Origin of the sequence: Rothia sp. HC945 (assembly GCF_051370785.1) — a bacterium.
Lineage (GTDB): Bacteria > Actinomycetota > Actinomycetes > Actinomycetales > Micrococcaceae > Rothia.
In genome coordinates, this window is sequence record NZ_JBFCSN010000007.1 from 1 (window position 1) to 21902 (window position 21902).

The 21902-nt window shown below is 60.6% G+C and carries 24 protein-coding genes; 1 reads left to right on the forward strand and 23 read right to left on the reverse strand.

The features are described 5' to 3' along the window. Positions 1–156: 156 nt before the first annotated feature. The 14 genes from AB0Y14_RS12260 to AB0Y14_RS12325 all read right to left on the reverse strand — a co-directional run bounded on the left by AB0Y14_RS12260 (position 157) and on the right by AB0Y14_RS12325 (position 15898). Positions 157–705, reverse strand: coding sequence for a hypothetical protein (locus AB0Y14_RS12260; protein WP_436589539.1), 549 nt, complete (start codon positions 703–705; stop codon positions 157–159). 438 nt (positions 706–1143) lie between these two features. Further along, positions 1144–1500 carry a hypothetical protein gene (locus AB0Y14_RS12265; RefSeq protein ID WP_436589540.1) on the reverse strand — a complete coding sequence of 119 codons (357 nt, stop codon included), beginning with the start codon at positions 1498–1500 and terminating at the stop codon, positions 1144–1146. 24 nt (positions 1501–1524) lie between these two features. Further along, positions 1525–3549 (reverse strand): type IV secretory system conjugative DNA transfer family protein, encoded by a 2025-nt coding sequence (locus AB0Y14_RS12270; protein WP_436589541.1) that lies wholly within the window; start codon positions 3547–3549, stop codon positions 1525–1527. 80 nt (positions 3550–3629) lie between these two features. After that, positions 3630–4373 carry a hypothetical protein gene (locus tag AB0Y14_RS12275; protein WP_436589542.1) on the reverse strand — a complete coding sequence of 248 codons (744 nt, stop codon included), beginning with the start codon at positions 4371–4373 and terminating at the stop codon, positions 3630–3632. Positions 4374–4727: 354 nt separating this feature from the next. Then, positions 4728–5960: a MinD/ParA family ATP-binding protein gene (locus AB0Y14_RS12280; protein WP_436589543.1), complete on the reverse strand. Its 1233-nt coding sequence runs from the start codon at positions 5958–5960 to the stop codon at positions 4728–4730. A 209-nt stretch (positions 5961–6169) separates the two neighbouring features. After that, positions 6170–7453 (reverse strand): CHAP domain-containing protein, encoded by a 1284-nt coding sequence (locus tag AB0Y14_RS12285; protein WP_436589544.1) that lies wholly within the window; start codon positions 7451–7453, stop codon positions 6170–6172. A gap of 3 nt (positions 7454–7456) precedes the next feature. Continuing rightward, positions 7457–8206 carry a hypothetical protein gene (locus tag AB0Y14_RS12290; protein ID WP_436589545.1) on the reverse strand — a complete coding sequence of 250 codons (750 nt, stop codon included), beginning with the start codon at positions 8204–8206 and terminating at the stop codon, positions 7457–7459. After that, positions 8203–10422 (reverse strand): hypothetical protein, encoded by a 2220-nt coding sequence (locus tag AB0Y14_RS12295; RefSeq protein ID WP_436589546.1) that lies wholly within the window; start codon positions 10420–10422, stop codon positions 8203–8205. Before AB0Y14_RS12295 ends, AB0Y14_RS12290 begins: the two co-directional genes overlap by 4 nt. Beyond that, positions 10415–10879, reverse strand: coding sequence for a hypothetical protein (locus AB0Y14_RS12300; RefSeq protein ID WP_436589547.1), 465 nt, complete (start codon positions 10877–10879; stop codon positions 10415–10417). Before AB0Y14_RS12300 ends, AB0Y14_RS12295 begins: the two co-directional genes overlap by 8 nt. Further along, positions 10876–13452, reverse strand: coding sequence for an ATP-binding protein (locus tag AB0Y14_RS12305; RefSeq protein ID WP_436589548.1), 2577 nt, complete (start codon positions 13450–13452; stop codon positions 10876–10878). Before AB0Y14_RS12305 ends, AB0Y14_RS12300 begins: the two co-directional genes overlap by 4 nt. Continuing rightward, entirely contained in the window at positions 13449–14081 is a 633-nt protein-coding gene (locus tag AB0Y14_RS12310) for a hypothetical protein (protein WP_436589549.1), read from the reverse strand. The genes AB0Y14_RS12305 and AB0Y14_RS12310 overlap by 4 nt, the downstream gene beginning before the upstream one ends. A 28-nt stretch (positions 14082–14109) precedes the next feature. Then, a complete protein-coding gene (locus AB0Y14_RS12315; RefSeq protein WP_436589550.1) occupies positions 14110–14328 on the reverse strand; it encodes a hypothetical protein in 219 nt (72 codons plus the stop codon). After that, a complete protein-coding gene (locus tag AB0Y14_RS12320) occupies positions 14328–15461 on the reverse strand; it encodes a conjugal transfer protein (protein ID WP_436589551.1) in 1134 nt (377 codons plus the stop codon). Before AB0Y14_RS12320 ends, AB0Y14_RS12315 begins: the two co-directional genes overlap by 1 nt. Continuing rightward, positions 15458–15898 carry a single-stranded DNA-binding protein gene (locus AB0Y14_RS12325; protein WP_436589552.1) on the reverse strand — a complete coding sequence of 147 codons (441 nt, stop codon included), beginning with the start codon at positions 15896–15898 and terminating at the stop codon, positions 15458–15460. Before AB0Y14_RS12325 ends, AB0Y14_RS12320 begins: the two co-directional genes overlap by 4 nt. Before the next feature lie 124 nt (positions 15899–16022). Here AB0Y14_RS12325 and AB0Y14_RS12330 point away from each other — a divergent pair, with 124 nt between their 5' ends. After that, entirely contained in the window at positions 16023–16340 is a 318-nt protein-coding gene (locus tag AB0Y14_RS12330; RefSeq protein WP_436589553.1) for an ArsR/SmtB family transcription factor, read from the forward strand. 185 nt (positions 16341–16525) lie between these two features. On the opposite strand, the gene AB0Y14_RS12335 is transcribed toward AB0Y14_RS12330, so the two are convergent. From AB0Y14_RS12335 to AB0Y14_RS12375, 9 genes are all read right to left on the reverse strand, one after another. Continuing rightward, a complete protein-coding gene (locus AB0Y14_RS12335) occupies positions 16526–16969 on the reverse strand; it encodes a hypothetical protein (protein ID WP_436589554.1) in 444 nt (147 codons plus the stop codon). Positions 16970–17089: 120 nt separating this feature from the next. Next, positions 17090–17338 (reverse strand): hypothetical protein, encoded by a 249-nt coding sequence (locus AB0Y14_RS12340; RefSeq protein WP_436589555.1) that lies wholly within the window; start codon positions 17336–17338, stop codon positions 17090–17092. Further along, on the reverse strand, positions 17335–17931 hold the full coding sequence (locus AB0Y14_RS12345) for an AAA family ATPase (RefSeq protein ID WP_436589556.1): 597 nt from the start codon (positions 17929–17931) through the stop codon (positions 17335–17337). Before AB0Y14_RS12345 ends, AB0Y14_RS12340 begins: the two co-directional genes overlap by 4 nt. An 85-nt stretch (positions 17932–18016) precedes the next feature. Beyond that, positions 18017–18418, reverse strand: a complete 402-nt coding sequence (locus tag AB0Y14_RS12350) for a hypothetical protein (RefSeq protein ID WP_436589557.1) — start codon at positions 18416–18418, stop codon at positions 18017–18019. Between the two features lie 904 nt (positions 18419–19322). Beyond that, complete coding sequence (locus AB0Y14_RS12355) at positions 19323–19505, reverse strand: toxin-antitoxin system HicB family antitoxin (protein ID WP_436589558.1); 183 nt, start codon at positions 19503–19505, stop codon at positions 19323–19325. Between the two features lie 63 nt (positions 19506–19568). Then, complete coding sequence (locus AB0Y14_RS12360) at positions 19569–20129, reverse strand: recombinase family protein (RefSeq protein ID WP_436589559.1); 561 nt, start codon at positions 20127–20129, stop codon at positions 19569–19571. Between the two features lie 624 nt (positions 20130–20753). Then, positions 20754–20999 carry a hypothetical protein gene (locus AB0Y14_RS12365; RefSeq protein WP_436589560.1) on the reverse strand — a complete coding sequence of 82 codons (246 nt, stop codon included), beginning with the start codon at positions 20997–20999 and terminating at the stop codon, positions 20754–20756. 31 nt (positions 21000–21030) lie between these two features. Continuing rightward, positions 21031–21177 carry a hypothetical protein gene (locus tag AB0Y14_RS12370; RefSeq protein WP_436589561.1) on the reverse strand — a complete coding sequence of 49 codons (147 nt, stop codon included), beginning with the start codon at positions 21175–21177 and terminating at the stop codon, positions 21031–21033. Positions 21178–21677: 500 nt separating this feature from the next. Next, positions 21678–21818: a hypothetical protein gene (locus tag AB0Y14_RS12375; RefSeq protein ID WP_436589562.1), complete on the reverse strand. Its 141-nt coding sequence runs from the start codon at positions 21816–21818 to the stop codon at positions 21678–21680. Between the last annotated feature and the right edge of the window lie 84 nt (positions 21819–21902).

The following is a 21902-nucleotide window of genomic DNA, read 5'->3' on the forward strand; positions in this document are numbered from 1 at the left end:
GTCCTTTCGGTTGCTGAGGGGTTCTGCCTTCCCCTGCGTTGTACTTTTAGTTTAGTCGAACTAAACCAAAAGAGCAACCCTTCGCCCGATTTTTCGTACGCTTTTGGATACATAAAGGGGCCGGGATACCCCGGCCCCTTCGATACTCAATCGGCGCTATTCGACTTCTGGCAGTGGCCAGATTGCCCCGGACTGCGTTTGCCACCCGTGCAGGAAACCCGCCATACCGCGAAGCTCTGCGGGGCTGGCTTCGTCTGCCGCGTCGCCTGCGGCCCACATGTACACGAAGTCGGCCGAGCTGAGCCCGTGCGATTCTCCAGCCTGTTCGCGGCACTCAATGAAGGCCGCCTCGTGCTCGTCAACACACGCGGCGACGGCGGGGTAGACCATCGAGCACATATCGCAGTACATCGCCGGGCGGCGCACGTGCGGGCAGTCCGGCCGTCCTTGCCGTGCGCAGATAAGGCAGATCAAGGCGGGGAGATTCCCGCAGGCGCGGCACTGGTCGTCGCTGTAGGGGTTGGGGTCTTCCTGTTCGCTGGCTGGTCCCACGATTTCGCAGTCACAGTGAAGGCCGAGCCGGTCACGGAAGCGGGCGAGGTTCGCCCCTCGAAGGACGATCACAGAATCGCCTTCGAGGATCACCAGGCCGCGCTCCTGATCAAGAAGCGTGTTCACCATTCCGTATCGAGAGTCGGTACGCATAATGCTGGTCCTTTCGGTTGCTGAGGGGTTCTGCCTTCCCCTGCGTTGTACTTTTAGTTTAGTCGAACTAAATCAAAAAAGCAACCCTACTTGGCCTGTTTCCCGTTGACCATCACCTCCGCACTGATTGCTTCCTCCGCGTCTTCTCCCGTCTTTGCTGCCGTGCCTCGGGGATCACTGGCATTCGGAAACGTTCTATCTGGTTCCAAGTTCTTGCTTCCCGGACGACTGATCCGGCCCGACTCCATCACCTTCTATTCCCTCGCCTACGCTCCCGATCCAATGACCACGCGCTGACTGGCCCACAGTCGGTTATCCGGCGTCGCACGGAGCGCCAGCGAGTACGACGTCGGCCGGGCTCCAAGGCCCTCCTTGGCGTGCGGGGGTCAGCGGGGGGCGGCGGGAGCCCCCCGCGAACGTATCCACCTCTGGACTCGCCTATTCCAGTCCGACATGACCCGATTCGTCCGGGCCACAGTGCCGCATTTCCAAGGTGGCTACCATCGTCACGATATAAGTCGCCGGAGTTTTCTCCGTACCTTCAATCCGGGTCACTTGGTGGCTGGTGGTCAGCCATCGCGTTTCGATGGTGTCCCCGCGTGCTGATGCTTCGCGTGAATGTGCGAGAGCGTTTTTGGAGACCACGGAATGGATCATCTCCGTGGCTTCGTTCATTGCCTGCGGCAGGGTGGCACACGCACCGCTAGCGGCCCAGCACGTGTACGGGGTGCTCACCGTCGCATCGGCTGATCCGCCCATTTGGGATTCCGCGTATTGGAAAAAGTCTTCACTCATTGCCTGATTCCTTCTCTGTTCTGGTTATTCGTGGATCGGCGGCATGTCGTCGTCATCGATAGGTTCGTTCGCCCATGACGGCGCGTCTGGCCTCTGCGTCGGTGCTTGGATTGCGGCCGCCGCCCACGGATCGGGTGTGGGCTGTGGCTGCTGCTCCGGATCGGGAGCCTCGTCGTCCGTGGCGGGCTGGGCCTCGATCTGTTTCTGCGGTTTGGCTGGTTGGTCCTTGCCAGCAAGGATTTTGACCTTTGCCGCTTTGCGGTCGATGCGAGTCAGCACGATTGCTTCACCGACTTCGAGCTTTTTGAACTCGTTCGGGTGGAAGCTGAATTGCTCGCCCCTGCGGAGGGTGCCTTGCCCGCTGGCCTCGGACTGAGCCCCGAGCATGTCCCGGTTCTCGTACGTTTGCAGCGTCTCAATCCATACAGTGTCGGTACCGACGAAGCTCGCTAGCTCGTCCGCGCCTTCTTCCTGTTGATGAAGCACTTTCACGTTGGTGTTCGTCATGACATCGGAGCGGAACGCGTCTCCGAATTTATCCTTCATTGCCCCGTAGGCTTGCAATGTCAGGAGCACGGATGCACCCCAAGCACGGGATTGTTCAAGCAATGCCGACAACGCTGTTCCTCCCAGTGAGCCAAACTCGTCGACGATGAGTAGATTCAGTCGCTTCGGGTTGTCGGATGAGCCATGCCAGCCTTCCTCGGCCAGTCGTGACATGCATGCCTTGTAGTCGGAGATCGCCAGGTTGGCGATGTACTGACTATCGATCGCGTCCGTCGCTGCATGGAGGTCAAAGAGCACGATGTCCCCGCCTCGCACGGCCTCGGCCAGGTCGAGGCCGCCCTCGTCCTCTGTGAGGACCGCTCGTGCAGCCCCTTCGGCGATGTTCGCGAACCGGGTCCGTATGCCGCCGACACCGCTTGCGGTGTCCTTGTCTTCTTTGATTTCGGCAAAATACGTGTTCAGCTGCTCGGACAGCTCCGGGTCTCCACCTGAATTTGCGACGTGTTCGAGTATGGGCATACGCATAGCCCGCACCAGGTGGGCGATGTCCATTTTCCACGGCCGAGCCTTCCCTCCCGAGGTGTAGGTTGCCCCGGTGTGGACCAGAACCTCGAGTGCTCGCATCGAAAGCAGAGTAAAGCGCATAGCAGTCGCGTAGTAGTGAGGCTCCGAGAATCCGCCCTTGGCCGCGTTCTCTTCCGCATACACCAGCAGGTCGCGTTTTTCCTCGACAGTGCCGTGGCGCATTGGGTTGTACGTCGTCGTGGACCCTCGGCCGTCTTCGGTAATGCGGTGGAAGCGTCGTCCGGTGCGTTGGGCCAAGTCTTGCAGTGATTTCGTCAGCTTGGCGTCTGGTTTCAGGTTGATATACACGGTGCCAATACGGAACGGTCGAACAACCTCACCCTCGCTGACGCTGCGCACGATCTGTCCCAGCGTGGTCGATTTACCGACACCTGTAGGCCCTGGAATGAACGCGTGAAAGCGGAGATCACCAATCGTCATCGGGAACGGCGTCATGGTCTTCTCGTCCAGGCCGAGTTGAAGCCGCACATCGTCCATGTGCTGCGGTTTCTGGTCCGTGATGATAGAAGGCATCTTCTCGGTCGCCTTCGCCACCTTCGCGCGACTGGCAGGCTTGCGTTTGGCTTCCTCGCGCCAGTCAGCTCGATACCGTTCCCGCCGCCAGGCGATCACGGACCCGATGAGGATTCCACCAACGGCAGCGACCGGCAGCTGACCCAGCAGCCACACCGGCCAGTGAGTCGCGATCAAGTGCCCCAAATCAGTCTTGATCGTGCCCACTCGATCCAGGGCCGTCACCGTGTGCAGCAGGTCCACGTAGACCGCCGTATACGCCTTGACGGCTCCGACCAGAAGCAACACAAACAGCAGCACGGCCGAACCGAGGATGACCCAGCGCATTCGCACGCGGCGCAGCCGCGTCAGCCCGACCGTTGCCAGCGCAGCAAGTACCACCATCAGCGGATTGATAACCGTAAAGACACCGAAGACAAGCCGCTTCCACGCCTCGGCATCCAACCGAGAATCACCATTCCCGGAATAGCCTTGCGTTGCGTTTCTACCCCGTATCCTTACACGCGGATTACTCTTCGGCTCATTCACGACACGACACCAGATTCCAACTCATCGTACAACTCCACTTGAATTTTCGGTTTACCGCCAACCATCGGCATATCGGGAAAGCTCTCAGAACAGATTCGTTGCAGCTGGGGATAGGCGCGGTGCGAAGCATAATATTTCACCGCCGACACCTTATCCGAATTCAGCATTGCCCCCATTAAAGAATGCATACGTTGACGGTCCTTCTTTGTGTGTTCATACTCAATATAGAAACGCCCCCCGCCCCCTACAGCAACCATATCAGGATAAACACGTACAAACTTTCCAAATCTCCACCGAGACAAAGCAAATTCCGGCTCTTCCCCCTCAGCCAACCGCATAGTGTCCACGCGCCGCATACCGGCTTCACCGTAAATGGAATATTGCGGGCTCCGCTCCCGAAACGAAAGAGCAAGATCAACAAGAATCCGATCATGGTCAAACTGACCCAACATAGGCCCAGCCCCCCGCGATGACCTCTCAGGCTCAACACCCAAAAACCGCAACCCCTCATACGAGACCCAATAAGCCTTCCGCTGATCCCCCAACGGAACAGACACCCTCACCAACTCCGCCGCCACCAACGCACGCAACCTCCGAGCAGCCACCTGATAACTCGACCCCAAGAACCGCTGCACCTGAGACAACACCATGAACCGCCACTGACTCATAAACCCCAACAACTCTCGATCCCTGTCCATCACCGCCACAACAACCAACCTCCCAACAGACCTCTTGAACACTCCAACACCTTCACAACAACCAACCTTCTACACCCTCCCCACACCCTCGACCTCTCTGCCTGTACAACCGATTTTCTACCGATAAAGAACCCCGCCACCATGCACCAAGCCGTAACCACAAACACCACCCACTTGATGAGGGACGAAGAGAGTGGGTGGTGTTTGTGGTGGAGGCGTCTCGTGGGGCATGGTGGCGGGGTTCCAGGTATAAAATCGGTTGTACAGGCAGTTTACACCCTATTTTATAGGTGTATTCGTCTCTGGTCGAGGGTGTGGGGAGGGTACGGGAGGGGTTAAAACAACGACCCCACCAGTAGCTGGTGGGGTCGTTGTTATCTGTGTGCTGGTGGCTCATCAGTGCCCCGGTGATCCACTGGTCGAGAGGGGGTCATCCTGCAATCCGTCGATGACTGATGCCGCCACGGCCAGCAGCTCATCACGCATGGCCGGGGAGAGTCGATCCCACTCGATCCGGTCCCCATCGGCAAGTGCCGGCTCGAAGGGAACGACATGGACGGTGCGCACGATTGATCCCAGGTGATCGGTGATCCTCTCCAGGCGCGCCTTGCGGTCCTGGCGCTGCTGAGCGGTCGTTCCAGCGTGGGAATCAATGACCACAGCAACAGAATTCTTGACCACTTCGGAATACCCAGCAGAATTCAGTGCATCAATGGTAGATGCGACTGTTTGCGCGGAATCGTCGGCGTTCTCGCAGACCATCACGAATTCATCGGCCACTTCAGCGGCCGCCTGCCATGTACTGGCATTGGAAGCATTTCCGGTATCGACAATGATAAGCCTGTAGAAGGACCGGAGAATATTGTGCAGTGACCGGAACCCTGCCCCGTCGATCACCGGCCGGTCGCTCCCCGAATCTTGAGATGCGAGCAGATCAAATTTATTCGGGCCTTGGTGGCGAACGAAATTCACAAGTTCCGTCATCTGCCCTGATCCTGTGAAGAATTCCTGTTCGGCCAGCAGATCAATCGCCGTATTTCTCGTATTCGATTCGACGGGTGAGCGATAGGCGAGAGTGCCCCGGTTTTCGTTGTTATCCCATGCCAGCACCATTCCGCCGCGAACACGACCAAGAACGGATGAGAGCAAATAGGTCATGGTCGTTTTCCCTGACCCGCCTTTGAGGTTTACAACCATTGCCGTCCGGTGGGAACGCAACCCCTGCTGGACACTTTGAGTATTGTCCCGAATGGTCTTTTCGTGCTCACCAGGGGGAAGGTTGAACCCAATACGGTTCAGGATTCCTCGCCACCCTTCCTGGGCAGGTTTCACCGCCACCTCGGGGCGAGTCGAATAGAAGTCCTGGGCGGTCGGCACATCGGCTTCGACCGGCTGCTTTGCCGGTGGTTCAGTTGGTGCCACCGCTGCCGGTTCCGGTCGTTCTTGCGCCGGTGCCTTGGTCGATCCGTGACTCTCCGGTTCGATCGGTGGCAGCAAGTCTTCTTGCAGATCATCGTCCCAGTGGGGAACGTCCTCGTCCGCCTGCTGTTCCTCCTGGGCCGGTGCCGGGGTCGAGTCGGTACGAAGGCTCTGCGGGTCGGTCTCTTGGATGCTTTCTGCCGATTCCATCGTGAAGGCTTCTTCCCCGGCGTTGACGATGACCGCCAACGGATAGGACGGGGCGGCCTCCCGGACCAGCTGGATTAGCTGCGTGCGGGCATCCTCGATGTCGTGGGCTGAGGCCGTCCGGCTGGTCCCGGCTGCTGTCAGGGTCGCTTCGGTCTCGCTGATCGTTCCGTGAAGGATCACGTCTGTTGTGGTGGTCATGGTTCCTCTCCTTAGAGCTTGTCCTTATCCGGGGGGACAAGGAACGCGTTGGGTGCTTGCGGGTCGTCCATCTTGACCGAGGGACGGTGATCGTATTTGTGCCCTGGCGGTGCCAGGCCCACGTTGTTGTACTCGCTAATTTCAAAGCTGCCGTCGTCCTTGACCGCATCGACCCAGCCGACGTGCCCGGCTTCTCCGATACCCTGGGCACCGTTTGCACCCCACCAGGCCACAGAATTCGCGGTCGGGGTGGTCGAGACTTTCCAGCCGCGTGCCTCCCAGCCGGAACGCCACTCGGCACCGTTGCCCAATTGGGTGCCGGAACCGCCCTTGGTGTTGCCGACCGGCCAGGAGCCGGGATCGCCTTTGGCCCCGTAGTGCTCGGCCAGCTTCCACATGGCGTAGGAGGTGCATTCGCCCTTGAAGAATCCGGCTCCGTCTTCGGTGTAGGAGCCAGGTCCAGGCACTCCGGTAATCGGGTAGGTGTCCTTCCCACCCGGTGCCCCTCCCGGTTCGCCGCTGCCAGGGCTGCCGACGCAGTTGCCAGCATCGGCAGTCATTTTCTCGGCCTTGGAATCGGTGCCTTCCTGGGCCTTGGCCCCGTCGCCGTGGGTCTTTCCTTCCCGGTCAACATCGATATTGGCCTCTTTGAGCAGCTTGTCCACGAATTCGATCCGGCCCTGCTGGGCGTAGTGGGAAGGGTCCGAGTTCTGCTGGATACGGTTGATAGCCACCGTTTCGGACATATCTTCCCAACCGGCCAGGTCTGCGAGGCCGCCGCCTTGCTCGTGGGGTCCGAACAGGAACAAGCGGGTGGCCTTCTTGGGATCAAGGCGTTCTTCCAGCGAGCCCCAGTTATCCTGCTGCTGAAGGATGCCCTTCGAGGTGGTGGCGCTGCCGTCCGGGTTGGTGACACCGGCTCCTTCGTCACCGTGTCCGAGGTTTTCCAGCGTCGATTCACCCATCGCGGCAATCGCGACAATGCGGGTGGTCTTGCCGCTGTATCCGGCCTCAGACACGGCGGCGTCGATGTCTTGGATGATCTTCTTCTGGTTGCCGGTCTCTGAGGCATTACCGCCTGTGGTCGATCCCGCACTGGTGCTGGTTCCGGGTGCGTTGGAGCCGACCTCGCCGCAATCGGCGCGGGCAGCGGTCCCGGCTGATCCTGCGGTCAGCATCAACACAACCAGGATCAGGACACCAAACAGTGCGGCGGCGATGGTCAGCGGGACCAGCAGCTTGCGCAGCGCCAGTTTGGCCGCGAAGCCAAGCGTTGCTTTGAAGAAGTCACCCATGATCTACTGCTTCCCCGCCACCGAGACCAAGTGGACGCTCTGGACCTTCCAGGTGTCGCCGTCCTTGCCTGTGGTCAGCTCCCACTCTTGGGTTGTTTTCTGGCCGGAGGCGGACTGGACGGTTACGGTGGCCGTCTTCGACTTTTGGGTCGAAGTGGTCACGTCCTGCTTCGAGGTCGGCTTGTCGAGTTTGACGCTGCTGGACCGGGCCGGTGCCTTATCGGACATGAGACCGTTCGTCGCATACGGGTCAATGTCGGCCAGATCGATGCGGCTGTAGTCCTTGACCCATTCGGAGACGCGCTGGTCGTCGTCGTCCTTATCGCGTGTGTTGATCGCAGTCAGGAACGCTTTCATCACTGATTCGGAATCGTGGGTATCCACTTCTGGTGCTGTTGCCTTCGGAAGTTTCACCGGCGCGTAGGAGGGTGTCTTCTCCGTCGAGTCCGGGGCTTGGGGGCCGTAGCCGTCCACGACATCGCTGCTGGATGCCGTGGACGTCGGAGACGATGAAGACGGCGACGCGGCCGCCGGTGCCTGGGACTGATCGGTTCGGTTAGTACCGGAGCAGCGCCACAAGATCAGCCCGACAAGGACCAGCAGCACCAGTACGGCCAGCAGCGGCTTCCAGGCGCGACGTCGCGGCCGGTCCTCCTGTTGCCGCCGTGGCGTTAGGTCTTCGTGCTGGGCTGACTCGTGGTCCGTTTCGGGAATCTTGTCGAAGGCTTCGAGGGGATCGGGCTGATCGCTCATCGTTTCTCACTTCCCTGTCGGTCCCGTCGTCTGCTCGGTGTCGGATTCTGGTTGTGGGTCGGCGGGCCGCCGCGCAGCCCGGTTCGTTGGTCCACCTTCTGGCCTTGTGCCTTTTGCTTGGCCTGGATCACTTGTGCCCGCCGTTGCTGGCCTGCCGTGCGTGCGGCCGTGGTGTCCTGCCCCTGCTGGGCCTGCTGCGGTCGTGTCGCCGGAGGTTTGGGTCTAGACATGCCCTCGTTCGAGCGCATGACCGGACTTTGCTGGACTTGGCGCTTCTCCTGCGTCTGCGGTGCTGCGCTACTGGTCCCGGCTTTGGCCTGTCGTGCCTTAGCCACGCTGGCGACCGGGCGGGCTGCCTCGGCCCGTTTGGTCGCGCTCGGGGTGGCCGCATGGGCGGCCGCCGTCGAGGACTGAGCCACGGAAGGCGAAGACTGCCGGGCAGCGGCCGCTGTCGAACCGGAGCGTCCCGGCGTCGCGGCCGATGGTCTGGCGGCTGTGGAGGCAGCAGCGGTTGCCGTGGACTGAGCAGGTGCATCAGTCCGGGCAGCTGCACGGGTCGCGCTTGTCGGTGCTGCTGGTGTCTTCGGTGTCGTGGCGCGAGTGGCCGCCGAGGTTGGCGCGGCGGCCTTATTCGGCCGCGAGGCCATGCGCTGGGCCACGACGTCGTTATTCGCCGGTCGGTTCCGGCCGGAACCGGCCCCGTCGCGGCCAGCTCGGCCGTTACGTCCGCTCTGACCGGGTGATCCATCCTTGGCGGCAGCACCAGCACGGCGGCCGCCCAAGTTGGTAAACGACCGGATCATGCGGCGGAAGGTCATCGCTTGGACCACGCGAGTCAAGGTTCCGGCTCCACCGGAGGTATCGGCCGCGTTCGAGACCAAGGACTGAATCAGCTTCCGCAACCCCACCGCAGCGAAGAGGATCATCACTGCCAAGACATATTGCTGCGCCCAGTTCAACGCGGCGTTGGCGAACAAATTGGTGACTGCCCCCAAGGAGACCGTAAGCAGCATCAGGGACGAGATGCTTCCCAGCAGCGCACCGGCCAGGGCCAGGCCCCAGTTTGCGCACCACCGTCTCGGCGCGCCTGGAATCATGCCCAAGGACAAAAACAGTGTTCCCATGACCATCAGCAACAGCGCTTGGAACATGGCCACTACGGCCGAGAGAACGAGCGTGGCGACCAAAAACAGCAGCAGGCCCACAATGCCCAGACTGACCAAGGACATGCCGAGGCGTTGGCCCCAGTCTTCGCCGTGGACCCATTTGCCGACTTTTCCGTCTTTCCCGCCCAGGGCCGGGTCTTTGTAAATCTCCTTCTTGATAATGTCTTGGCGCTTCTTGTTGTCCGTTTCTTTCAGCATCTTCGGTCCGTACTTCTCGCACGGAACGGTCGAGCCGAATTCGACCATGCACCACTGTGTTGCCACGCTGGCCCGCCAGACGGTATCGGCTGACTTGCGGGCGAATGCTTGGGTCGGGGTGTTCTGCGAGTAGTCCGGGTTGCCCCACTCGAACGGGTGGGAATATTGGCCCTCGGATTCGGGCATCAGCTCTGAGACGAACTGCTGGCCACCGTTGCGGACTGTCTCAACGCCTTTGACGTAGGTCGAGGGGTAGAGCACGAAGCTGGTCGCGATGAGGGCGATGATCCCAATAACGGTGAAGTCCTGGAACCCTCCACCGTTCTTCTTCCGGTTTGCCCAGGCCATGACTGCCGCCACGGCCAGGGCCGTAGGGAACAACCAGCCCATTGTCTCGCTGGCGGTCTTTCCAATCAGGTCTGCCAGGTCGAAAGCATCATCGCCTGCATCGGAGGTACCCAGCAGCCAGGAGGTGATGACCACCAGCACCCAGGACAGTTCGACGGTGGTCATAAACACCGTATTGACCAGTTCATTGCCGGACTTCTGCCAGGTATTGACGGGGTTGTTATCGACCCCATTGTCGATCTTGTACTGGTCGGCGCTGACGTCTTCGACCAGGGTCTTCCCGCCCCCGTGGGTGTAGTCCGGCATCGGGACGATTGTGGTGATGCCGGTGCCGGGTTCGGTGTTATCGGCGGCTTGGGCGATGCCGGTCCCGCCAATGAGGATTGCGAAGAAGACAATCAGGAACGTCTTCGTTGCCCGCGAGGTCAGCCCGTGAGTCAGGAAGTGCCCGGCGATCCCCAGCGGCGAGTACCGGATCAATGTTTTGACAGTGCTGCTAGTCATTGCATTCTGCTCCGTCCGTGCTCGACAGTGCCCAGCAAGCCGGGTCCGAGTGCTGCTGGTCCTCGTCGGAGATGTATCCGACCTCGAGGACTTTCCAGCTGTTGTCGGACTTTTTGAGCCCGATCACGGTTTTCTGTCCCTGCTGGTCCGGGATGACCACGGCGTAGCCGTCGCCGTCCCATGATTTGGTTTCCGAGATGTCGCTCGGGTGTCCCGGCCAGGGGTTTTCGTCGGCGTTGGCGCTGGATGCGCAATCGGTCGAGGACATCTCCGAATCAGGGTGGGTAATTTCGCACTGCTGTTCGTAGGTGCCGGTGGTGTAGTCGCGGGCGACTTTCTCAGCAGCTTTTCGTGCCTTGTCTTGGTCGTCGCCGTCGTCGTGACTGCTGCACCCTGCCAGTGCCAGTGCTGCGATGGAGGCGGCCGCTGCGGCCCGCCAGGCGGTCGCGGTTTTCATGCGCTCATCCTTTCTTCCAATGCGGCGGCGTCGAGTTGATCCTCGTAGTACCGTTCGCGGCGAATATCCGCGTCCGGGTTGGTATCCAGCAGCACACCGACTTCCTCAGAGGGGTAATCGAATTGGACGGTGGCGGTGTGACCGAGCCGGTCCTTCACCAAGGCGTGGCCCTTGCGCAGCTCTTCGGAACCGGGCTGGTAGGCCAAGGATTCGATCATCCGCAGCGTCTCCGGTGTCGGCTCCATTCCGAGCAATTCGGCAGCGGCTCGCTGCTGTTTCTCGGAGAGGAACTGGAAGCACACGAACGTGTTGATCTGCTCGACCAGACCTTCCACCCCGGCAATCGAGGTGCAATCCTGCGAGTCGAGGGCCTGCGAGGTGTTGAACGCGCGTCCCATGCGGGCGATCTGGTCCAGGAAGGCGGCCCCGCCGTGAGCGTTGAGCAGCAAGTGGACTTCGGGAATGCCGACGATCTTTCGGACATCGCGCAGGTGCGTCGCGCTGGTAACCGACATCGAGTACGTGGTCACGCACTGGATCAGCCCCAGCGAGCGGCGGTGAGAGGCGTCCCACTGGGCCGGGGAAATTTCGGCACTGGGCAAAGTCAGGTTGGGCAGCTGCAACAGCCACAGTCCGGGCTTGGAGGTCAGCGCCGTTGAGCCGGTCGGCTCACCAAACAGGATGCCACCGATTGCATCGTGGGAAAGGTCTTCAAGATATTCACCGAAGGATGCGATGTCAGCGTTGCTGTCCTGCTTCATTCGCTGGATCAGCCCGTAGGTGGTCGGGTGATCGGATTCGGCTTGTTCAATGTTGGCGTAGCGCAGCGCGGCACCATTGGCGACTTCGATGTGACGGCGGTCCATCGCTTGCAGCGCCAAGACACGCTGAATCGCTGCCGGTGCCTCGGCCGGTTCCAAGACTCGGAACAGGTCGAACGCGCCGGTGTGTTCGGCACCGATGCGGATCACGTCCGATTCGATTCCGAAACGTTGGCACAAGGTCACGACACCAGAGAGATCGCCCTTGTAGTCCTGCATGATGCCAAAGGCTTCTTTCGGCCCTCGTAGCATCTCGGAAATCATCATCAACGTCATCGCCGTTGACTTGCCAACACCTGATTTTCCGGTGATCGCCGTCGTGGTCGATTCGGCGCGCTCACCGCCTGCCATGATCGAAACGCGGAACGGGCTGGTCGTGGTCCCGGTGGTGTATCCGCTCATTCCCCCGGTACGATCACCGACCTTGGAACCGGCCCAGAAGAAGGAGCCCCAGAATCCGACATCGGTTTGGGTCTGTCCCAGGTCAGTCACGCGCAGGGTATCGCCGGGCAGCATTTCCAGCCACAGGTCGCGCTGCTCGTCTTCGCCCCGGCTGACGCTGATCCCCAAGTCCGCGTAATGGGCGATCAGGGCGTCGATATTCTCGTCCAGGTCGTCCTTGTTGGTGGCCGTGGCGACCAGTCGCGGGTGTTGAGTGACCAATGTGGTGCTGGAATTTTTTAGATCGACCAATAGGTTCTCGTTGTCGGTCTCGGCCTCTTCGATGTCCGGGGGGACTTCTCCGGCCGAGTGCTTTTCGGCCGAGCGCCGCTGTTCCTTGGCCTGTTTCCTGGCCTCGTCAACGACCTTCATCGCCCGAGCCTTCGGGAGGACTTGGAAGCGGATCGAGGCATCGGCAAATACGGGTACGTCGTCGTAACGCATCTCCCCGTTCTCATCGACACCAACCTCCCCCAACCGAGTCACAGCCGAGAGAGTCCGCAGCCATTCCGCGTCGCCGGGGACTTCGATCTGCTCGGGGAAATCAAAAATCGGCAGCACAGCTACATAAGTTGTGACATCTCCGGCCTCGTCGTAGAGGCGCAGGTGATCCGGGTATGGCAGCACCTTCGAGGCAGTCAGCTGGGCCAGCTGCGCACCGGAGATTTGTCCGCTACGCGGGATCGGGTTCTTGGCGCGGGCGGTCTCACGTGAAATCATCCACGCGATTTTTTCGGCCGGTGCCAACCGGGCGTGCAATGCGCAGCGCTGCAACGTGCGCATGATCCGGCGTGCGTCCTGGTAGAACTCGACAAGCCGGTCTTCGGGAATCCGGTCCGGATGCTCCCCTAGAGCGGAGTCAATGCCTCGCTTGACTTGCTCACCCCGGATAGTGCCCTTGACGTTCAAGGTCACGCCAAGCATCAAGTGGCGCTTGGGCAGGCCCAAGTCTTCCAGCCGGTTTGCCCACAGCTTCGCCCATTCGTCGCCGTCCCCGAGTCCTCCGGTGTAGAGGTCTTTGACGGACTCGTAGTATTCCTCCCCGGAGACGTTCGACCACAGCAGCTTCAGGTGGCACGCGCGGTTTCCCAGGGCCTTCGTCGCGGCGGTTTTGACCTCATCGAGGCTGGCGAGCTTCTGGTCATCGGTGGCGGTGTCCAGATTGGCTGTATCCAGGTCGAACCAGGCCTCGGCACGAGTATCCGTGACCAGCAGCCCCTCAGCGATCGAGTGGTAGTGGACCGGCGGTGTCTTGCGTGCTTCGTCGAAGCCGACCATTGAGGCAATCTTTTTGAACGGATTCAGCTTCATGATTGCTTCGCCTTCCTGTTGTTCTTGGTCTGGTGGTCTTCTGCGATCCGCACCAGCTCATCGGTGCCATAGATGTACGCCTGCGGTTGAATGGTGATTGCCTGCCCCACGGTCTCCATGTCGTTGTCACGACCGGAGAATCGGGACAACCAGCCCATTGCCGGAAGCGTCGCAAAATGGTCCCAGTTGACATGGCCAGTTTTGGTGGCCCATTCGGGCCGGTTGATTGCCTCACAGATCCGCTGGTACTGGAACCGGACCACGGCAGGCAACGTTTCGTTTTTCGTGCCCTTACGTGCTCCGAGTCGAACCACCGGCCGGTGGGCTGTGAACATATATCTAAGGTTCATCAGCCCCATCGTCAGCTTGATACGGCGATGGTTCCGGTCGGATTCTTTGACGCCCAGCGTCAACAGCAGAATCGGCGGTGCCATATAGAACAGTGATGTTTGCTTCATTGGCGGCCCAAAGATCAGCCAACACAGTCCCGCCCACACAGGAAACACGATGATCCCGAGGATGAGATCGCGCCGCCGTGGGCCTTCGCCCAGGTCCAGGCCCAGGAATTCGTGCTGCCGAGTCTCGATGTTCAGCTGCTTGGTGACGTTGCGGCCGGTATAGGTGCTCATGACGTCTTCCTTGCCATAGATCGCTGTCTCAGAAGAGGTTGCCGAAAATCATTCCGGCGATTCGCTTCATGAGTCCGACCGCGCCGTCAGAGTCGTAGACGATGTAGGCCACGATGAGCCCGAGGACCGCGTTGGTCAGCATGTCTCCGTACTCACGCTTCATCCAGGAGCCGATCATCCTGACCGCCAACACGACGATGAAGATGTTCCCGAGGATCACGAGTAGCCAGTCTGTAAATTCACCCATCACTGGGCTCCTTCCATTTTCGATACCATCCAGCGGTCGGTTGATCCGCTGGAAACTTTTTGGAGCGTGACCGTGTAGGTCTGCTCAGATTTGCTGCCACCTGACACATTCCATTCCACGACTGCGGTCGCGGTGCGGGTATCCCCACTGCCTTGCTGCACGGTCCAGGTCTTCAACGTTGGGTCTGCCAAATACCCGTTGACGCCGGTGATGCGTGATCCGGGGGCGGTGATTGATTCCAGGTCTTTGCCGGACGCGTAGGCACTGAAGAACTTCTTCGCGTCGTCCTTGGTGGAGGTGGCGAGGCTGGTGTCTTCGGTGACTTCTTCGCTGTGGTCTTCTGCCTGGATCGGATCGGGAATACCGACGATTCCGGGTACCCCGTAGACGGTTGATCCGTCGTCGGTGGCCTTGACGGTCACTTCCAGGGCGATTTTCTGTGTGCCGTCTTCCTTGCCGTCTTTATAGGTCGTCACCTCCGAAAGCACGGTCACTCGGGCGTGCTCTGCGTCGGTGGCATCGAGGCGGATTGCGTGTGCGTCCTCGGCTGATTGTTTGCCTTTCCCATCCCAGCCGAGCTGCCCGGTGGAGCCCTGATCGGCTTTGCCGGAATAGAAGGGCCGCATGGCCTCGATGCGGCTCTCTGGGGACTTCTCGTCCCAGCTGAGGTAGGCCGTCGCGAATTCTTCGGCGGTTCCGGCTGCTTGCTGCTGGGGGAACTTTGCCTCGGCCGGAAGGCTCGGTGCCTTCGGCTGATTGGCTGGGCCGAAAATTGCGGTACGCAACCCGACCAGGAGGAAGAGGAACAGAAGAATGAAGATGACCCAGCGCAGCAGCGATTTGTAGAGGGGCCGCTTTTTCGTCGGGACAGGGCTCCACCCGTGGACTGATCCACTCGGGGCGGCCGTCTCGGATTCGGTAGTCGGTGTCGCTGCCCGTTGCGCTGCTGCTGCCCATTTTGAGCTGCCCTGGCCGCTGGAAGCGGCTTCGCCCGTCGCAGCAGATTGGGGTTTCTTCCCGCTTTTGCTGGACAAGTATTCCCTCAGTGACGGTTCTTCGTCGTCGGGAAGGTTCAGCACTAGAGCTTTGGTCTTCTTCCAGACCTTCCGCCACGAGCTGCGCGTTTGCGTCACAGCGGGTTGCCTCCTTCGATGTCTTCCTGCCCGGTGCTTGTTTCGTCTTCGGTTGACGAGGACTGATCGTCGTTTTCCTGCTGGTTGGATTCGGTCTCTTGCGCGGTGGCGCTCTGTGCGGCGACGTTGATCCCTGCCGCATCGAGGACGACGTACCGGGCGGTGCGCCGGTCGCCGTCCTTGGTCTCATAGCTGCGTTCACGCCATGATCCAAAGACGATCACGGGGGTTCCTTTGCCCCAGTCGGAAATCGCTTCCGCCAGCGGCCCCCATGCTTCGGCCCACAACCAGTAGGTCTCCGCCTGCTGCCACTCCCCCGTGTTGTCTCGATAGCTGTCATTGCAGCCGATGCGCAGCCGAGTCACGGCCCGTCCGTCTTTGAGCCGCTGTGTCTCGGCGTCTTTGCCCAGGTATCCGGTAAATGTCGCGGGAATCATCGGTGAGTTCCTTCCTGTGGTGCGGCTACGCCGCCGGTATTTGCCTACAGTCTATCCCATAACTGCATGATGTACCATAACCAGTATTGGACGTAATTGGTACATCACAACCACTATTGGAGGTATGGCTTTGAAAGTGCGCATTCCCGAGCAATCGGACGAGGTAGACCTCGCCATTGAGGTCTTCTCGTCGAACGTGCGAGTCGGAATCGTGCGGATGCTGCGCAAGGGCCTTTCCACACGCGGTGAGGTGGCCGACGCCCTGGGGATCGCACCGAACACGATCAGCCCCAACGTGAAGTTCTTGGAGGATCACGGACTGGTCCGCACCGAGTGGGTGGCCGGTAAGACCGGCCGCCCCGTTGTTTATCGCCTGGAAGAGCGCGCCGCTGACCGATTGCAAGCAGTGCTGTGGGAATACCTCAACGGTGAGGGTGAGTAGGGGCATGTGCTGCCCCTAGGACCCCGGCACCAAGGAGGGCCTTGGAGCCCGGACCTGCTGCACGGCTTGCAAGCTGCGCCGTACAGCAGGATTTGCCAAGGTGAGCGGGTGAGTCTGCGGTTCTGTCATGGGTAAGCCTCATAGGTAGGGTGCGAGTCACAGCGGTGCAGGCTGTGGCCCAGATCTTATGATGCCGCGTTATGGCTGGATTCCGCGTCTGACTCGTGCAGATTTTCGGACGACATCGGTTCGACCCTCGCAATCAAGACCAAGGAGGCAGTCACCCAACCTTTCGCGGCAACCTGCTCGGCGTCCAGAACTCGCATTTGATTCAGCTCATAGTAGGCGTCCGCGTACCATTCCTTGAGTCGTCGCAAGTCCTCGCCGGTCAGGGTTTTGAGGACGTTTTCTCCCCATTTCCCGTAGTCTGGGCCGAACTCGGTAGAGGCGTATCCCTCCGTGAGCCGCCGTTCCAGCATGTGCAGGTGCGCCGTTTCGACCTTCGTGTATGGCCGTGATCCGGCCTTGGTGCGGGTCGGCGTCGCCATTGCTGTTTTGCGTGATCCGTACCAAGTCAGCCCACCCAGGACGACAACAAGGACGATCAGTGAAAAGAGTGTTCCGAACATGGTTTCGTCTCCTTCGGCTACTACATGATCCCGCATATACACAAAACCATGTTTCCGGGTTTACATATCTACATGTTTACAGGTCGCGATGAGTGCGAGATTGTGAGGCGTCGCGGGTCGTCATTCTGATTCCCCGTAGGTGCGCATCACCGCGTCGGTGACTAGTGCCCCCATAGGCGTCCGGTGCTTGCCTTTGAGCATGAGCAGCCGCATGTAGGCTTCTTCGGAGATTTCGACGGTGATCTTCTGCTTGGCTGTTTTGTTCTGGCTGTTGTGAGTCTCGTAGACCTTGCCCAAAGTCGGATTGGCTGCTTCCTTGGGCACATCGGGACGAGTGCGGCGAGGGCGCAGCGGGTTGTCGTTGCTCATTTGGCGAGTCCTTTCATGATGTCGATGAGCTCATCAGCGATGAAAGCGAAGGTGCCGAGGTCTTCAGGGTTCGTATAGACCTGACGGCCATAGAGGGTGAGGTCTCGGGGCTCTCCGTCGAATAGGGGGACTTGCTCAGCGATCAGCGCCTCGCGCGCTTGGTCGAGCATCTTCGTTCCCTCCTTGCCGCGATTGAGCAACACCATCGCAGGGACGCCCCCGAGGTTGTCCAAGGTGGTCCACATCTGGTCCATGTCCATCATGCCGGGCACGGTCGGCATGATTACCAGGTCTGCTCGCTTGACGGCTTCGGTCTGGACGGCCTCGCCACCCGGTGGGGTGTCGATGAGAACAAAGTCCATTGAGGAAGTCCCAGTTTTCAACGTCGCGACGTTGACCGGCTTGACCTCGAAGGGTAGCGGAGTCTCGTCTTCGGCAGCTCGGGCTGCCCATTTGCTGGCGCTGCCCTGCACGTCGGCGTCCCAGACTTCCACGCTGCACCCTCGGCGACTCAGGGCGGCCGCGAGAAAGACCGTGGATAGCGTCTTTCCCGACCCGCCTTTGGTACTGAGAAGAGTAATGATCTGTGTCATGGCAACCATCCTACTGTAAAGCTGTAAACGTGTACATAAGCAAAACTGGTTTCATGTAAAGATGTATTGCTGTAACGCCGTTCTTTCACCTGTTGTGCCCTCGACGCTGCGCCAGCATCGCCCGGACCTTGGACCGTCCAGGCCCGACAGGTGACTGAGTTTGCACCGCTTGCCGACGTCGGCGTGCAGCGGTCTCGGCGGCCTCGGCACGGCGTCGTGCCTCAGCCTCGGCCCGCTCGGATTCCCGTCGCTGACTCTCGGAGCGTATGGGCATTCCGTCGCGCATCCATTCGGCCAGTCGGTACCGCATCCAGGTCTCAGCCCGGAAGAATCCCGAATCTGAGTGCCAGTGCTGAGAACCGCTGGGGGAGTAGGTCAGGGCGTGGCTGATGTCGCCCACGTTCCATCCAGCGAGGATGAACGGGCGGATTTCGGCCGCGATGGCGGCGGTGGATGCGTCACGAGCGCGCAAGACGTGTGTTTGCACGTTCAAACTCAATTCCCAGATCACTTGCTTTTGGGCACTTTTCGGCCCTTGCCTGGTCTCAGGCTTCATCGTTGCGTGCAGTGACCAGTTGTGTCCTGGTCGGTGGGCGTAGAGGTGAGCGTATGCAGCGCGCGTAGCGCGCTGCCAGGAAGAGATTCCGGCCGCGAAGCGGCTCGACTTGGGGGAACTTTCGCGCGCGCCCGCGCGTAGGTGTTCTTTTAACCTCCCTACGGGGACCGGGGTCTCATTTGTGCCAACGGGCGATGTATCCGGTGTGGATTCCTTATCATCGCTCGTTAGATCGCCTGCCACCGTGAGTGCGTATACCGGCGCCTCGTTCTGGGTGCGTCCGGTAGCGCGGGGGGTGTGTGCTGCGCTGCGGCCGCGTGCGACGGTGACGAGCAGCCCGGCCTCGCGCAGCTCGGCGTAGAGGCGTGCGACGGTCGCGCGGCTGATCTGTAACGCCGTCGCGGTGCTGGACCAGGTGACATAAAGGGTCCGTGTGCGAGGGTCGTCCATGCGTGCCAGATAGTCGATGAGGCGCAGCCGTATGCGGTGTGCGTCGGCACGGCGATAGGTGGATTCAAGCCAGCGGATCGCTTCGCGCCGCCATTCCATGACGTGTGTGCGGGGCCGGTACCCCTCGGGGATCGCTGCCATAAGTACCCACGGCTTGCGTTCGTGCTCGACCCGGACACGGCGTGTCTGTGACGGCAGAAGATTCCGGGAATGGGTGGTGGTGCCCTGTGTGGGACTAGGTGCTAAGCTAGACACAGAAGCCCCCTTGTGGGGTGTGCATATAGAACCTCCGGTTCGTTATAAATCCCGCACATGTCGCCAAACTCGGGCGGGATTTGATTCTTGGATGACGGGCGATCCTCTTGTTTGAGGGTCGCCCGTTTTTCTATGCGGTTTTTCGGGGTAGCTCATGGCCGGGGATGCCCAGCTCACGAGCGATGATCGAGACGATCCAGGCGCTTTTGGTCACGTCGGCTTCTTCGGCGCGTTTCGCCGCCGCTTGATGCAGCGCGGGACTCATGCGCAGTGTCATGGGCCGAGTCACGCCGTCGCGTTGCTTCGTGGTCATGCCCATCATCCTACCGTCCGATACCGGATCATGGAAGTGTCCCACTCGGCGGGCGTGTCTGGGCTACTGGTCCTCGCGGGCGCGGTCTCTCAGGCGTGTAATCGTCCACCGGGACACACCCAGCAGGCGCGCGACTTCGGCTATCGGCATTCCTGCCGCGAGGGCGGATAGTGCAGTGTCTTGCTGCTGTGCGTTCAATGCAGGTTTGCGGCCGCCGACGCGGCCGCGCGCTTTGGCGGCGTCCAGGCCCTCGCGCGTGCGCGCGAGGATCGTGTCTCGCTCCCATTCGGCTAGTGCGAGTATCACGGTCAGGACCAGTCGTCCGGCCGGGGTGGCCGTGTCTAGGTCGATGTCTTGTGCCTTGACGCGGATTCCTCGTTCGTCCAGGTCGCGCAGTGTCGCCAGGGTGTCCAGGACAGTCCGCCCGAGGCGGTCCAGGCGAGTCACGATCAGGACGTCGCCCTCGCGGGCGTAGGTGATCGCGTCATCGAGGCCGGGGCGTTTGGCTTTGGCTCCGCTGGCCACATCGGAAAAGATACGCTCGCACCCGGCTGCTTTGAGGGCGTCTGTCTGTGTTTGTAGTGACTGGTCGGCGGTCGAGACGCGTGCGTAGCCGAGCTTCATCGTGTGTACGTCTCCATGCCTTCGCCAAGAGTCTCTGACATCAGCGCAACACCCCCGAGTGCAGCAGCCCGACCAGTAGCGTTACGATTCCGAGCAGCCCGAGCAGGAAGGAAGCAAGGGCTCCTACCTCATGAAGGGTCACCGGCTGCGCCCCGTGGTCGTGAGAAGAGACTTCGCACCGCCTCAGCGGTTGCGGTCGTACTTTGGCGCATCGCCCCTCAACCGTGCTGTTCCATGCGGTGCAGTGTCGTGACAGCCAGACGGCGACGGCGAAGGGCAGCAGCACAAGCACAGCAATAAGGGCGGTGCCCCATGCTCCTGTCGCGTTGGTGAACTTGTCGGAGTCGGTGGTTATCAGAATTAGCACCAAGACGTCGGCGGTGCTGAGGCCGCCGCCGACACTCGCCCGTGTATACCTGCCACCTGACAGCCACGATTCCTTGCCTTCAGTTGCGACGGTGCTGCGTCGCTTTGTGGGTTTCGGTTCCGATAGCTTCGGTAATGGAGCGTGGGGGATAGGTCGGGAGCGTGCCCGGCCTCCACCCTGGCCGGTTTTAGGACACACAGTGCCGGGGAGGTGACGCCCTACTCGACATCGTGTGGTGTACTGGCACATCTTCTTCCTTACCTCGCTTGCAGCTCGATAACGGCCGTCGCGAATGAAGCGCCGTCGTCCGGTGCTTCCATTGTGTGGCTGACCGACACTACGGACACGGAGAACGGCCTACCGTCCGAGAACTCGCGCACCTGGTGAGCGAACACATCGCGGGCGTCGTTGATCTTCTGCTCTAGGTCGCGCAGCGCTGCTGCTGGGTCATCGTGCAGACCAGTAATCAACGTGCGGGCTGTGCTGCTGGGATGTTCAAGCATGGTTTTCCTCTCTGCGCCCTAACGGGCGCTGCTAAAACAGTAGAAGTCCTACGCCGATGCCCAGGGCGAAAACAACCAGGGAGAACATGAGTCGTTGCCACGGGCGATGGGTTATGACTATGGCGACGCAGGCGAGGCCCATCGCGCACAGCAGGCCCGCCAGAATGAACGCAACCATTGAATACGTCTCCTACCTTCCGCTGAGCGGATTCGGTCGATTGTGCTACTGGCCGTTTCGCGGCCGGATTCAGACGTTCAGTGCCCTGTTTGCCGTAGCAGAACCTAGTGCTTAATCAAATGTAGCAGAATCAACGCACTGTCATAGGTTGTGCTACTTCTTCGGGTAACGTCCGGGTCGCCTCTTCGACCAGGCCGCCTGCCATGCATCGATGGTCTCCGAGGTCCATCCGGAGACATCGCCTATGCGAGCATCGGCCGGTGGCATCCCGCGCTTAATGAGCGCTTGGACTGAGATGCCGCATCGCGCGGCGACTTCTTTCATACTCAGAAACGTCTGTGACGTAGACTCAGACATGCCCGTCCTTTCGGGTAAAAGGCCCCGGTATTCTGCCCCCGCCACATGCGGGTTTACCGGGGCCGTCTTCTCGCTCATTACCCTTCTCCTGTCGGTGTCTGGAGGACAAGGGCCGGGTCTCCCCGGCCCTGCCGTTCCGGCTTCTATCGGTCGCCAGCTGCGGGCTGGTCCTCATCGTCGGTGATGAGGTCGATGTGTCGGGTCTGGGCGATGATCGCCCCGGCCATGGTGGCGATGGTCGATCCGCCGGTGACCTCTTCTCGGGGGTTCTTGTGTGTGCTCATCTTGCCTGTCCTTTCGGTTGCTGAGGGGTTCTGCCTTCCCCTGCGTTGTACTTTTAGTTTAGTCGAACTAAACCAAAAGAGCAA